Origin of the sequence: Blautia caccae (genome assembly GCF_040095955.1) — a bacterium.
In the GTDB taxonomy this organism is placed as follows: Bacteria; Bacillota; Clostridia; order Lachnospirales; family Lachnospiraceae; genus Blautia; species Blautia celeris.
Genome location: NZ_JBBMFP010000017.1, coordinates 14558 through 28275 on the forward strand (window position 1 = coordinate 14558; position 13718 = coordinate 28275).

13 protein-coding genes and 1 pseudogene are annotated in these 13718 nt (G+C 47.5%); 8 read left to right on the forward strand and 6 right to left on the reverse strand.

Going from position 1 to position 13718, the window contains the following annotated elements; translation table 11 throughout:
• The 3 genes from WMO65_RS17490 (at position 1) to WMO65_RS17500 (ending at position 2767) form a co-directional block, all read left to right on the forward strand.
• A complete protein-coding gene (locus tag WMO65_RS17490) occupies positions 1 to 807 on the forward strand; it encodes a protein-ADP-ribose hydrolase (RefSeq protein ID WP_148393538.1) in 807 nt (268 codons plus the stop codon).
• A 385-nt stretch (positions 808 to 1192) separates the two neighbouring features.
• A complete protein-coding gene (locus tag WMO65_RS17495) occupies positions 1193 to 2389 on the forward strand; it encodes an RtcB family protein (RefSeq protein WP_148393497.1) in 1197 nt (398 codons plus the stop codon).
• A gap of 126 nt (positions 2390 to 2515) precedes the next feature.
• A complete protein-coding gene (locus tag WMO65_RS17500; RefSeq protein WP_148393540.1) occupies positions 2516 to 2767 on the forward strand; it encodes a helix-turn-helix domain-containing protein in 252 nt (83 codons plus the stop codon).
• Between the two features lie 69 nt (positions 2768 to 2836).
• On the opposite strand, the gene WMO65_RS17505 is transcribed toward WMO65_RS17500, so the two are convergent.
• Positions 2837 to 3772 (reverse strand): LysR family transcriptional regulator, encoded by a 936-nt coding sequence (locus WMO65_RS17505; protein ID WP_148393498.1) that lies wholly within the window; start codon positions 3770 to 3772, stop codon positions 2837 to 2839.
• 217 nt (positions 3773 to 3989) lie between these two features.
• Between WMO65_RS17505 and WMO65_RS17510 the strand changes: the two genes are divergently transcribed.
• The 4 genes from WMO65_RS17510 (at position 3990) to WMO65_RS17525 (ending at position 8329) form a co-directional block, all read left to right on the forward strand.
• Positions 3990 to 5294 carry an NCS2 family permease gene (locus WMO65_RS17510; RefSeq protein WP_148393499.1) on the forward strand — a complete coding sequence of 435 codons (1305 nt, stop codon included), beginning with the start codon at positions 3990 to 3992 and terminating at the stop codon, positions 5292 to 5294.
• 15 nt (positions 5295 to 5309) lie between these two features.
• Positions 5310 to 7037, forward strand: a complete 1728-nt coding sequence (locus tag WMO65_RS17515; RefSeq protein WP_148393500.1) for an adenine deaminase C-terminal domain-containing protein — start codon at positions 5310 to 5312, stop codon at positions 7035 to 7037.
• Positions 7038 to 7202: 165 nt separating this feature from the next.
• Positions 7203 to 7739 (forward strand): flavodoxin family protein, encoded by a 537-nt coding sequence (locus WMO65_RS17520; RefSeq protein WP_033140778.1) that lies wholly within the window; start codon positions 7203 to 7205, stop codon positions 7737 to 7739.
• Positions 7740 to 7762: 23 nt separating this feature from the next.
• Entirely contained in the window at positions 7763 to 8329 is a 567-nt protein-coding gene (locus tag WMO65_RS17525; protein ID WP_033140779.1) for a uridine kinase family protein, read from the forward strand.
• 77 nt (positions 8330 to 8406) lie between these two features.
• Here the strand turns inward: WMO65_RS17525 and WMO65_RS17530 are convergent, their stop codons facing one another.
• The 3 genes and pseudogenes from WMO65_RS17530 to bioB all read right to left on the reverse strand — a co-directional run bounded on the left by WMO65_RS17530 (position 8407) and on the right by bioB (position 10501).
• Complete coding sequence (locus tag WMO65_RS17530; RefSeq protein ID WP_148393501.1) at positions 8407 to 9282, reverse strand: YitT family protein; 876 nt, start codon at positions 9280 to 9282, stop codon at positions 8407 to 8409.
• Positions 9279 to 9353, reverse strand: a pseudogene (locus WMO65_RS26570) (hypothetical protein); the annotation flags it as partial. The gene WMO65_RS17530 and the pseudogene WMO65_RS26570, both read right to left, overlap by 4 nt.
• A gap of 185 nt (positions 9354 to 9538) precedes the next feature.
• A complete protein-coding gene (bioB, locus tag WMO65_RS17535) occupies positions 9539 to 10501 on the reverse strand; it encodes a biotin synthase BioB (RefSeq protein WP_033140791.1) in 963 nt (320 codons plus the stop codon).
• 282 nt (positions 10502 to 10783) lie between these two features.
• Here bioB and WMO65_RS17540 point away from each other — a divergent pair, with 282 nt between their 5' ends.
• On the forward strand, positions 10784 to 11221 hold the full coding sequence (locus WMO65_RS17540) for a rhodanese-like domain-containing protein (RefSeq protein WP_148393502.1): 438 nt from the start codon (positions 10784 to 10786) through the stop codon (positions 11219 to 11221).
• A gap of 44 nt (positions 11222 to 11265) precedes the next feature.
• On the opposite strand, the gene WMO65_RS17545 is transcribed toward WMO65_RS17540, so the two are convergent.
• Positions 11266 to 11625 carry a PqqD family protein gene (locus tag WMO65_RS17545; protein ID WP_148393503.1) on the reverse strand — a complete coding sequence of 120 codons (360 nt, stop codon included), beginning with the start codon at positions 11623 to 11625 and terminating at the stop codon, positions 11266 to 11268.
• On the reverse strand, positions 11625 to 13541 hold the full coding sequence (locus WMO65_RS17550) for an OPT family oligopeptide transporter (protein WP_033140793.1): 1917 nt from the start codon (positions 13539 to 13541) through the stop codon (positions 11625 to 11627). Before WMO65_RS17550 ends, WMO65_RS17545 begins: the two co-directional genes overlap by 1 nt.
• Positions 13542 to 13718 lie beyond the last annotated feature (177 nt).

Sequence of the window (13718 nt, forward strand, 5' to 3'; positions counted from 1 at the left end):
ATGACCCAGGAAGAGCGTTTGGATTATCTGATCCATTATTTATGTGAGGATTCCGTTCAGTACCGGGGCCTGCGGGTGGAAAAGGCAGAACGGCGCGCCACACTGCGTTCACTCATGAACATCCGTATGCCGGGTCACGTTTCGGCGGAATTTCTGGAAATACAGGATGCTTTTCTGCAGAAGGAGGCTTGGGAGAAGGGGATTGTGGATGTGGAGCACATTCCCACGATTCGTGAGGCATACGGCATAACCGGACAGAACAGTACCAGAATATCCCTGTGGCAGGGGGATATCACCAGATTATCCGTGGATGCCATTGTAAACGCTGCCAATTCCCGGATGCTGGGGTGCTTTGTTCCCTGCCACGGGTGCATCGATAATGCCATACACTCTGCGGCAGGTATAGAACTGCGGGAGGAATGCAGCAGGCTTATGGAGAGAAAGGGGCATGAGGAGGCCACCGGAGAGGCAGAGATCACAGGAGCATACAACCTGCCTTGTAAATATGTTCTGCATACAGTGGGACCCATTGTCTATGAGAACCTTACAAAACACCACTGCCGGCAGCTCGCATCCTGCTACAAATCCTGTCTCAGTCTGGCTGAGGAGAAGGGCCTTAAAAGCGTGGCTTTCTGCTGTATATCCACCGGGGAATTTCATTTCCCCAACCATAAGGCCGCGGAGATCGCAGTGAAGACCGTGGGAGAGTGGCTGGGGCACAGCGGGATGGAGAGGGTGGTGTTTAATGTGTTTAAGGATGAGGATTTAAGGATATATGAAGAGATTTTGAGACGAGACTCTGTATAATTTTATACTACAGGTATAATGACAAATCCCCTTCCATATGCTATAGTAGAACCAGAAAATAAACGCGGGAGTCAAATCCCGGAAAGGATATCATGATGAAGAACACAGCAGTTTTGGTACATACTTCTCTCTATAAAGAACACAGGGATGCTCTGAGTGAAAATCAGAGTCTATTTGCAGTGGGTTCATATAGGGAAAAGGTGCCGGAACATGCCGGGTGATTTTTATGATGTGCAGAATCTGAAAGCCGCTGATCCTATATGGATGGGCGGCTTTTTGGTCATATAGGAAAGTTTTCCGAACTTTTTTATATGACAAAAAAGCCCTTCGGTGTGTACTAAAAATCCCGGAGACAGAAGCATTTTGAAAAAGGAGATGAAAGATTATGTTAGAAATCGAAGGCAAGGTCAGCACAGCGGTCTGTTTTGCAAAAGTGATCGGGCAGGAGGCAGTGGATCAGATACAGAGGATGTGTGACTATGAATTTACAGCAGGCAGCAAAATCCGTATTATGCCTGATGTACACGCCGGAAAAGGATGTACGATCGGAACTACTATGACCGTTTCGGACAAAGCAGTTCCCAATGTGGTGGGCGTGGATATAGGATGCGGTATGTACACAGTGAATCTTGGTAAAGGTGAGATTCCTATGCAGAGGCTGGATGAGGCCGCCCACTTTATTCCTTCCGGAAAAAATGTCTGGAAGGAAAGAAAAACACGTTTTGACTTGAAACGTCTGAGCTGTTACCGGGGTCTTAAGGATACAAAAAGGCTGGAGCGGAGTCTGGGAACACTGGGCGGAGGCAATCATTTTATAGAGATTGACCGGGCTTCGGACGGAACAAATTATCTTGTCATTCATACAGGAAGCCGTAATCTGGGAAAACAGACAGCAGAATTTTATCAGAAGCTGGCTGTGGAGCTTCACCAGGGAAAAGAGGAGTATTTTATCAAGAGAGATGCACTGATTGATGAGTATAAAGCGGCGGGCAGAAGAAAAGAAATCCAGGGAGCCTTGAAGGAACTGCAGTGGACCAATCATGTGCCGGATATGCCGGAGGATTTGTGCTTTGTCTATGGAAAATATTTTGATGATTATCTTCACGATGTGGAAATCTGTCAGGAATTTGCCAAGAGAAACAGAGAGCTGCTGGCAGAAATCCTGTTGGACAGGGCTGGTCTTACAGGTACGGATGGATTTCATACGGTGCATAATTATATAGATATCAAGGAGAAAATACTGAGAAAAGGAGCTATCGCAGCTCACAAGGGGGAGAAAATCCTGATTCCCATTAATATGCGTGACGGCAGTGTGCTGGCACTTGGAAAAGGCAATCCGGATTGGAATTTTTCGGCCCCGCACGGGGCGGGCAGAATCATGTCCAGAACTGCCGCTAAAGAAAATCTGAGCATGGAAGATTATAAAAAATCCATGGAAAATGTGTACACTACATCGGTGGGAGAGGGAACGCTTGATGAGGCACCCATGGCATATAAAAGACTGGAAGATATTCTGGATGTTATACAGGATTCCGTGGATATTATTGATATTATGAAACCGATTTATAATTTTAAAGCATAAAAAGCAGGAATGCCGTGATAGAAAATAAGACACCGGCACACAGGAAAAGAACAGGAGGTGAAAGGTATGTATGCAGATACAAAGGCAGCAGTGCCTGCAAAAGCAGACAGGGATCAAAGGACCGGAATGATTATCCCCACCATAGATATGATCAACACAGGGCGAAACATACTGAGGCTGAGAAAGCAGCAGAATCTGTCTGTCAGAGACCTGCAGGACATCTTTGGGTTTGTCACTCCACAGGCAATCTACAAATGGCAGCGCGGGTCGGCTCTTCCCTCTCTGGATAATCTGGTGGTTTTATCAGCGGTATTCGGCGTTTCCATTGACGACATACTGGCACTGGCAGAACCGGCACAGGAATTGCTTGGCGCATAATGCGGATGCCGAGTGCAGCATCAAAGTATATTTCAGGGGCACTATGGGCATTCTGTAAGGGAATTCCATTTACCGTTTATGCAGATCACCGCCAAAATAATCCTTTGATATCTGAATAAAATCCAGTGCATAGGAGGTCAGATAAGCCCCCTTCCGATATGCGATAATGGTACGTGTAAAGGCATCCGAATCATGAAGGGAAAAGCAGACCGGCGGTGTAGAAAACGTCATGTTTTTTATGTAAGTCTCCGGTGCGAAACAGATTCCTTCATTTTGCTGCACCAGCAGAAGTGCAGCCTGGGTATTCCGGGTATAGAACGGAACCTTAGGCTCAATGCCGTATTTTTTCAGAAGCTGTTCCGTTATGGCACCTGTATTCTGCTCCGGAAAATGCAGTATGAATTTTTCACTGCCGAGCTGTGACAAATCCACCTTGGGATAAGGGCCATCCTGACAGACTTTACATTTGGCCTCTTTCGCCAGAGGATGTCGGGGGGAAACTGCCAGCAGGATTTCTTCCCGGCCCAGAGTTTCATATTCCAGCTTGGGGTGCAGGTTTCCGTCGCTGAAAATTGCAAAGTCAATCCGGCTGTCAGTAAGAAGACGCTCCTGGATCGCATATGTCTCCTCCAGAAAATTCAGACGGATGTTGGGATGTATCCGGCGAAATGCCGGCAGGATCCTGGGTATCATGCAGGAGCTGCGCATGAGGGGGAAAGCCACATTCAGTTCTCCGTCATTGAGAGAGCGCAGATCCGCAAGCTCCTTCTCCCAGTCATGAGTCAGTTCCAGTACGCCTGAGGCGTATTCCATATACCGCCTTCCCGCGTAAGTGGGGATATAGCAGTTGTCAACTCTGCTGAATAGTTTGATGCCCAGTTCCCGCTCCAGCTTTCCCAGATGTTTGCTGAGGGTCGGCTGGGAAATAAAAAGCTCCTGGGCGGCTTTCGTCATATTCTGATGTTTGGCAATACAAAGCACATAGTTCAATTCGTGGATATTCATAGATTTCTCCTGACCTCTTCTCAGCGAATGGCTGGAATACCGGATGGTACAGCAAGGTACCGGGTCCTATGCCGGATATGGTTTTTGGGGGCACTATTCCACTTTGGAATAGAATTTATAGTTAAGATGAATTAGACTTCCGATTACGGTTATCATACAATGAAAATGGAAAAGAATCAAGGAGTTATACGATTGAGAAAGGCAGGAGAAAATCTATATGAAACAGTGGTTGGAAAAACAATTTAAATTATCAGAGTTTCATTCCAATGTCAGAACAGAGCTTCTGGCCGGTCTGACTACATTTGTGACCATGGCCTATGTTCTGGCAACAGTGCCCAACATGATGGAGTCCGCAGGACTGGACAAGCACGTAATGTTCACGGTGCTGATCTTACTGGTCATCCTTACAACCTGTGCGATGGCATTCTACACGAACCGGCCGTTTGCGCTTGCCCCGGGACTGGGCAGTGTGGGTATTGTGACAGCAATGATAGCTAACGACGGCATTGCGCCTGATGTGGCTTCCGGTGTTATTTTCTGGAGCGGCGTGCTGTTCATTGCAATCTCTTTTCTGGGACTCAGAGAAGCTGTAGTGAAAGTCATTCCCGTCAGTCTGAAACACGCGGTGAGTGCCGGCATCGGTCTGTTCATCGCGCTTTTAGGGGCGAAAAGCTGTGGTCTTATTATCGCAAATGAAGCGAAGAAAAGTCTGGGATTCGGTGACCTGACCGCTCCTGCGGTTATTGTTGCAGTCATCGGTTTTGTGATCTTACTGGTACTTAAAACCAGAAATGTGCCGGGAGATATGATTCTGGCCATTGCCCTTACCACACTGGTGGGGATTCCCTTTGGCGTCACAAAAATGCCGGAAAGCCTGTTTACCATGCCGGCCAATATCAGCGGGCAGTTCCTGCATGTGGATTTCCTGGGCGCACTTAATTTTGCATATATTCCATTTTTGATCGCACTTTTTGTACCCGACTTTTTCTCTACTTTCGGAACCGTGCTGGGCGTTGGCGCAAAGGCGGGGTATCTGGATGAGGACGGCAATCTTCCGGGCATTGACAAATGCTTCAAGGTGGATGCAGTGGCTACCAGTTTCGGCGCTCTGTTCGGAATGCCCAGTATGACAACATACCTGGAGTCCTCTGCAGGCGTGGAGGCAGGAGGTAAGACAGGACTTTCCGTAGTGTTTACTTCTGTTTTCTTCGGGCTGGCCCTGTTCCTGGCTCCGATCGCGCTGATGATTCCCTCAGCAGCTACTGCGCCGGTGCTGATGTACATTGGAATCAATATGCTGGGAGCAATGAAAAACATCAAATTCCATGATTTTACAGAGGCATTTCCGTCCTTTGTATGTATTGCATTTACCATCTTCGGAAACAACATTGCCAACGGCATCTGCGCTGCCCTTCCCACCTATGTGGTGATGAAGATCTCAGCAGGAAAGATAAAAGAGATTCGTCCTGTCATGTGGGTGCTGGTGGCAGTCTGTCTGCTTTATTTCTACTCAATTGTGTAAGATGGGAGGTGCCCTGTGGAAAAGGCGGATTTACTCATAAAGAATACGAAAGTTTACAATTCCTACCTGAAATGCTTTATGCCGGCTGATGTATATGTGCAGGATGGAAGGATTTATTATGTGGATACCAGGCAGGAGAATGCGCTTTCTCCGGATGAGGTGCTGGACGGCAGCGGCTGTCTGATGCTGCCGGGGTTTATCGACATACACATGCATATTGAAAGCTCCATGATGACACCTGTTTCCTTTGGGGAACGGGCAGCCTCCTGCGGGGTTACCACGCTGGTGTCCGAGCCTCACGAGATTGCCAATGTCATGGGTGTGCAGGGAATCCATGAGATGATCAACGGGGCAAAAGATTCACCGATTGATATTTTCTACGGAATCCCCAGCAGTGTTCCCTCCACAAATGAAAGCCTGGAGACGACCGGAGGTGTCATCGGATTTGAGGAAATGAAGCACCTCATGAGGGAAGAAGGCGTTGTCTGTGTAGGGGAAATCATGAATTACCGCCAGATCGTCAAGGGGACTGAGATGGAGATCACAAAGTTTCTGGATTACCTTAGAGAGGAAGATCCGCAGGCTGTTATTGAGGGCCACTGCCCTTCTCTTATCGGCCTGGATCTGGCGAAGTTCCTGTTCAGGGGAATTGACGGTGACCATACAGAGCACACCCTTGAGGAGATCAGACAGCGTTTTGAAAACGGCATGTTCGTGGAACTGCAGGAGAAAATGCTGAAACCGGAGATTTTGGATTATATTATAAAAAACAACCTCTTTGAGCATTGTTGTTTTGTTACGGATGACACCATGGCAGATGCCCTTCTGGAAAAAGGCCAGCTCAATTATATTGTGAAAAAGGCAGTAGAGATGGGATTTCCCCTTGAGGAAGCTGTTTACTGCGCCTCCTATACCCCGGCAAGACGTATGAATCTCAGGGACAGAGGCACTTTGGCACCGGGGAGAAAGGCAGATTTCCAGCTTATCAGGGAACAGGCAGTCTCTGACTTTGAACCGGATCGCGTGTTCAAGGACGGTAAGGAGATCTTTTGCAAAGGGGAGACAAAAAGGCAGCTAAAACCCTATGGTTTTCCCACTGAATTTTATCACTCCGTGCATATTGATAAGATCGAAGCAGAAGACCTGGAACCGAAAGTACCAAAAAGCCGGGGAACCGTTAAAGTCCGTGTCATAGAGGTAAGAGACGGACGCACCCAGACAAGGGAAAAGCAGGTTCGGATGGAAGTGGAAAACGGTCATTTAAAATGGCAAAAAAGCGGCTGCGTGCTGGCAGTTGTGCTGGAACGCCATGGCAAAAACGGTAATATAGGATACGGATTCGTGACCGGAAACTGTCTGAAACGCGGTGCGGCGGCCACCACATATTACCATGACCATCACAATCTCATGGTGATTGGTGCTGATCCGGAGGATATGCTCATAGCAGCAAGACGGCTGATAGAGCTGCAGGGCGGCATCTGTACCGCCGAAAACGGGCAGATAACAGCAGAACTGCCTCTCCCTGTATGCGGCATTCTTTCAGAGCTTCCGGCGGATGATATCGGAAGAATGCTGGGTGATGTGAGAAGGAGCCTGGAGAATCTGGGATATGAACACTACAATCCAATTATGTCCCTGTGTACCCTGGGCCTGCCGGTCAGCCCGGCTCTGAAGCTGACAGACTGCGGGCTGATTGATGTGGAAAAAGGGGCAGTGGTGCCTCTGGTCATAGAGGAATCATGATAGTCAGAACTGCATGAAATACAACTGAAAAATACCTGTCCTGTCCGCAAACGGGGCGGGTATTTCTGCGTTCGGAAAATTTTCCAGCAGACAATTTGACCCTCCGTAGTGACTTTTTTTCTCCGCAATGTTATAGTGATAGAAACAGGTACAGGAGGAAAATGAATGAATATATTAGTATTAAACGGCAGTCCCCGCAAAAAGGGAAATACAGAGATCATGGCAGATGCCTTCATAAAAGGAGCATTGGAACAGGGACATCAGGTGGAAAAAGTAAACCTCGGGCATATGAAAATTGCACCCTGTCTGGCCTGTGAATTCTGTTTTACACATAACGGAGTGTGTGTGCAGAAGGATGATATGGCAGAGATACTGGACAAAGTAGACAATGCGGATATGATTGTTTTTGCGTCCCCCATTTACTGGTTTTCCATCAGTGCACAGTTAAAGGCAGCCATAGACAGACTCTACGCCAGGGCAAAAAAAGGATTCAATATCCGCTATGCTGCGCTGCTTTTGGATTCCGCTTCCGATGGTGTTTACCGCTCTGCGGTTGCTGCTTATGAGGATACCTGTTCCTATCTGCGCTGGGAAAATAAAGGGATTCTGACCGTTCCCGGGATGGATGCAAAAGGCGATATGGAACATTCCGACGGTGTGGAAAAAGCATACCGGTTAGGAAAATCCCTGGTGTCAGAATAGCGGAAAGGCGGGTGCTTTTACATATGGAAAAAGGAAAAGCTCTGGTTATCGGTATTGCCGGAGGCAGTGCGTCAGGCAAAACCACACTGTGTAATAAACTGGCAGAGATATTGGAAAAGGAAAGCCCAAAAGTCTTTCATATGGATGAGTATTTCAAACCGGAAGAGCTGCGGCCGAGGGTCCGTGCTCTGACAGGAGACAGAGAATATGTGGATGATAACCATCCGGATACCATGTATCTGCAGCAGCTATACGAGGATATCATAAGAGAAAGAGACTGCGGCAAAACAAGGATCATCCTGGTGGAAGGCCTGCTGACCCTCTATGATGATGCCATCTGCAGCCTGCTGGATCTGAAGCTTTTTGTGGACTGCCGGGCGGACGAACGGATTCTCAGGAGATTAAAACGCAATATGCAGAACGGCCTTTCCCGTGAAGAAATCACGGATGTATATCTGGATACAGTGCGATACCGCCATGACCAGTATGTAGAGCCGTCAAAATGGAGGGCGGATCTTATCTTGAACGGAGCCACTCCTTCTCGGACAGCGATGGATATGATCGTTGATTACATAAGAAAATATGTATAATGAAGACTGCCTTCTGAATGTGGAGTTTCAGAAGGCAGTATATTTAATCTCTATTTTTATTTCTCACAATCTGTTCTTTAACAGGTTCCGCCTTCCCCAATCTTCAGCATCTCAAACCCTTCCCCATGCACCTCATTGGATTCCAGAACAATGATAAAGGCATCCGGATCTGTCTCCTTCACTGCTTTCTGGACAAAATACATCTGCTTATTATTACAGGCACACATCACCACCTGTTTTTCGTCCATCCGGTAGCCGCCGACGCCTTTCAGGATGGTGCTGCCTCTGCCGCAGCACTCGTCAATGACCTCTGTGACCTTCTGTCCGTGCTCAGTCACGATCAGAGTCATCTTACCGGCATTGATTCCATAGACCACTTTATCCACAACAATAGCAAACAGAAAGTTGATGATCATTCCATAAATGATCCCATCCATATCCCGGAAAATAATACCGCCCAGGAGAATGATTCCCACATCAGATAAAAAGGCGATTTTTCCAAGGGACAGATAAGGCTTCAATGCCTTTACAGCCATGATAATGAAATCCGTGCCTCCTGTGGAGGAATTCTGCATATAAATAATGGCATAGCCAAGACCGCCCAGCACACCGGTGCAGATGGCTGACAGCATCCGGCTTCCTTCATAGACGGGCAGCAGCGGCGCCAGATAGTCGATCATCACCGAAGAGATGATCATGGCACGCAGGGAACGGAGAAAAAACTGCCGCCCCAAAAGCCGGAAGCAGAGAATCGCCACCGGAATATTCAGAACAATAATGGATATACCGATGGGAAGCTGAAACAGGCGGTTTAATATCAACGCAATACCGGAAAATCCTGTCATGGGAAAGTGTGAGGCTACGGCAAAGTTGTAGATGCCAACGGCAATAAAGACACTTCCCAGCAGTTCCATTCCAATATTTTTTGCCAGTGCTTTATAATTGTTTTTCATAAATAGAACCTTCCTTTCTGCCTGCCAGAGTGTGTCTGAAAATCACTTTCGGCAGGCTGTGTGTCACACTTTGCCGGAACACATTTTCAAACAGGCTCCGGGCAAGTTATGATCAGTTACCCGTAAAACAACAAAAAAAGAGCTTATGCAAACGATTATTATAATCCGCATAAGCTCTTTTATAGAATCCAGTATAGCAGAGAGAAAATCAGATTTCAAGTTCCTTTCTAAAAAAAATTACCGTTGATTTCTTCCATTACTCGTAAAGCCTGATTTCAAATCCCAGTTCCTCCGCAAGCTGCCGGTCCTCACGGACAGCGATTCCTCCAGTGGTCAGCATATTCTGTGTGATAGCTCCGTTTGCGCCGGACCGGAATACGCGGCGTCCCTGGTCTTCCATGAGCCCCCGGCCGCCTGCCATGCGCAGGATGCTGTCCGGCAGAAGAAATCGGAAAATGGCAGCAGTCCGGCAGACTTCGTCCTCGGGCAGAGGCGCATTATGCTCCAGAGGGGTGCCGGGGATAGGGTTCAGAACATTGATGGGGACAGAGCGGATCTGCAGATCCCGCAGGGTGAGCGCCATATCAATTCTGTCCTCCATGGTTTCGCCAAGCCCGATGATTCCGCCGCTGCATACCGTGAGGCCGGATTCCCTGGCGTCCCGGATTGCCTGTATTTTATCTTCATATGTATGAGTGGTGCAGATATGAGGAAAAAAGCGGCGGGATGTTTCCAGATTGTTGTGGTAACGGACCACACCGGCAGATTTCAGCATTTTAAACTGTTTTTGGGAGAGCAGACCCATGGAAGCGCACAGGGAGATTCCACAGGTTTCCCTGATCTTCCGGAAACTGTCACAGACCTGTTCCACTTCCTGATCACTCAGTCGTTTCCCGGAGGTGACAATGGAGAAGCGGAGGATGCCGTCAGCCGCGTTTGCCTTTGCTTCCCGCAGAATCTCATCCGTGCTTAGGAGGGGATAAACGGCTGTATCAGCAGAATAATGGGAGGACTGGGCACAGTATTTGCAGTCTTCCGGACATTTTCCGCTTTTGCCGTTGATAATGGAACACATATCAAAAGCGTTCCCGCAGAAATGCCTGCGTATCTGATCCGCTGCTTCGCACAGAGGTTCCAATTGGGCAGAAGACAGAAGGATTGCCTCCTCCCTGGAAAGAGTACCGCCGTTTATAACTTTTTTCTGCAATGTAGTTATCATTTTTCATACCTCATCTTTCGGGCTTTTTAAGTATTTCAGATGTATCCGTAAAAAGAACCTATGAGAATAACTATAAAATATCAGAAGAATATTGTCAACTTATAAAAATAATAAAGTTTACAATCAGCAGCAGTATTTTTCGGAAATGCTTGACAAATATAACTGCAACAATTATAATTACAGTATAAACTGTAACATAATTAATCACAGAATGTATAATCTGCCGGAAATAGCAGAATCCTATAAATTTTATGGACTTACCGGCAGAGGTAAGGAAAACGTATGAAGAGAAAGAAGAAATGGCTTCAGACTGTTATAGCGGCGGGAGTCATAGCAGCCGCACTGGCCGCATGCGGAGAAAATAAGAACGGCCAGGATACAAATGCAGCACAGGAGGACACAGTGAAAACAGAGTATAAAAAGATCACAGCAGAGGAGGCAAAAGAGCGCATGGACAAGGATGATAAGATTGTGATCCTGGATGTCCGTACAGAAGAGGAATACAAGGAAGGCCATGTGCCCGGGGCACTGGTGATCCCCAATGAGACCATCGGCAGTGAGCCCTTGGAGGAACTGCCTGACCCGGATCAGGAGATACTGGTCTACTGCAGAAGCGGTAACCGCAGCGCGCAGGCTGCGAAAAAACTCATAAAGGCGGGTTACACCCAGGTGTATGACTTCGGCGGGATCATGGACTGGCCCTATGATACAGAAAAATAAAAACAGCGCATCATGGCAGATAATATCCATGGTGCGCTGTTCTTTTACACATCTTTGTTCAGCTTAATGAAATGATAACTTTCCAGTACCTGAAAGAATTTTGCCAGCCTCTCATAGAGAGGAGCAGCCTCTTCCCCGAAGTGTGCGACCACCTCTTTGCCCAGTTCAATGATGTTCTTTTTGCCGTCAATCAAAGGCCAGACGAAACTTCCCAGCTTGTCCAGATGGACATGGGTGTATTTCGGGCGGTTGAAGCATTTCTGAGCGAGCCGGTTAAAGAAACCGGTATTCTCAACATCCAGGGTCACAATGCCCTTTTTGTCCGTTTTCCAGGTGAGAAGTGAATTTCTTTCAGGGATAAACTCCAGATAGTTTTTATCAATTACATTTTCTTTTTTTTTCATTATTTGTTCTCTTTACGTTTTCTCCAGAGAGAAAATTTAAGCAGACTCAGGATCACAAGTGCGAATACTACAAGGCTTCCGATATTGGAAACAGATGCAGGCAGATTGAATCTGCTGGAAAGGTCAATGGCCTTATCCACATGGAATACGGCAAAGACTGCCAGAAGGATACCGATCAGACCTTCACCTGCGATCATACCGGAACAGTAGAGTACACCGTCATTGATGATGGCGTCTTTTTTCTTCTTGTCTTTCATGTTCATCTTGTCAAATGCCAGACGAACCAGTCCGCCTACCATAATGCAGGCATTTAACTGTACCGGAAGATATACACCGATTGCGAACGGAAGTACCGGAATCCCCACGATCTCCACTGCGATTGCCAGGAATACACCGATAAATACCAGTGTCCACGGCAGGTTGTTTTCCATAACACCCTCTACGATCATCTTCATCAGCATGGCCTGAGGTGCGCCCAGTTCCTCGGAACCGAATCCCCAAGCTGCGTTCAGCAGATATAAAACACCGCCGATGGCAAGAGCAGCTGCGAATACACCGATGAACTCACCAATCTGCTGTTTTTTAGGTGTGGAGCCCAGAAGGTATCCTGTTTTCAAATCCTGTGAAGTATCGCCTGCGATAGCAGCTACGATACAGATAATGGAACCGATGGCAATAGCGCCCTGCATTCCGTGGATTCCGCTGTCGCCTGTTGCCTTCAGCAGGATAGTAGCGATCAGCAGTGTTGCGATTGCCATACCGGAAACAGGGTTGTTGCTGCTTCCCACCAGACCTACCATCCTGGAAGATACAGTGGCGAAGAAGAAGCCGAAGATCACCACGATAATGGCACCCAGGAAGGTAACCGGAATCGGAGGAGCCAGCCAGATGGCAATTGTGATAAGTAGAACACCGCCCAGAATGACACCCATGTTGATGTCCTGTCCTGTTCTGGTTGTATTGGTGTTTGTATTGCCTTTCAGGCTCTTCATGGCATCACTGAATGTACGGATGATCAGAGGCAGGGATTTTGCCAGGCTGATGATACCGCCGGCAGCCAGAGCACCTGCACCGATGTAGCGGATGTAGCTGCCCCAGATAGCGCTTGCGCCGCCTTCTGCGAACATCTGTCCAATGGGGGCAGTTCCCGGATACAGAGTCAGATCAGCACCGAAAAGTACAACAGCCGGAATCAGAACCATCCAGCTCACCAGACCGCCGGCGAACATGTAGGATGAAATACGTGGTCCGCAGATATAACCAACACTCATAACAGCCGGATAGATCTGTGTTCCGATTTCACCTGCAAAGCCCTTTACTCTCAGGGAAACTTCACTGGGAACCAGTTTAAAACCGTCGATAACGAATTTGAAGATTGCTGCAAATCCCATACCGGCGAATACTGTGGAGGCATTTGCGCCGCCCTCTTCACCTGCCAGAAGGACTTCCGCACACGCGGTTCCTTCCGGATAAGGAAGAATACCATGCTCTTTTACGATCAGGGCATTTCTCAGAGGTACCATGAAAAGTACACCCAGAAGACCGCCCAGCAGAGCAATCAGAGTGATTTCCAGAATACTCGGGGTTTCCATTTTGCCATCAGCGGCCCATAAGAAGAGGGCAGGTAATGTAAAGATGGCACCAGCAGCAAGGGACTCACCGGCAGAACCGATGGTCTGTACAATGTTACTCTCCAGGATGGAATTTTTGCGCATGATAACGCGGATTACACCCATGGCGAGAACGGCTGCGGGAATGGACGCGGAGATTGTCATACCTACACGAAGTCCAAGGTAAGCATTGGCGGCGCCGAATACGACGGCCAGAATGATACCCATAACAATGGAGGTGACAGTTAATTCCGGCGTTACGCGCTCGGCCGGAATATAAGGCTTGAATTCTTTTTGTTCATTCATAGTCTTTCTCTCCCTTATTTTTTATGCTCTCCTATTATATCGAAAAATATAAAAAACTGCAATAAAGAAAAGAGTTCTCAGAGTAAATACCAGTAAATCACGGATAAATATGACAAATAATGACACAATTCTACAAATATAATGTATAATAATAAAAAAGGCAAACGCATATTTGCA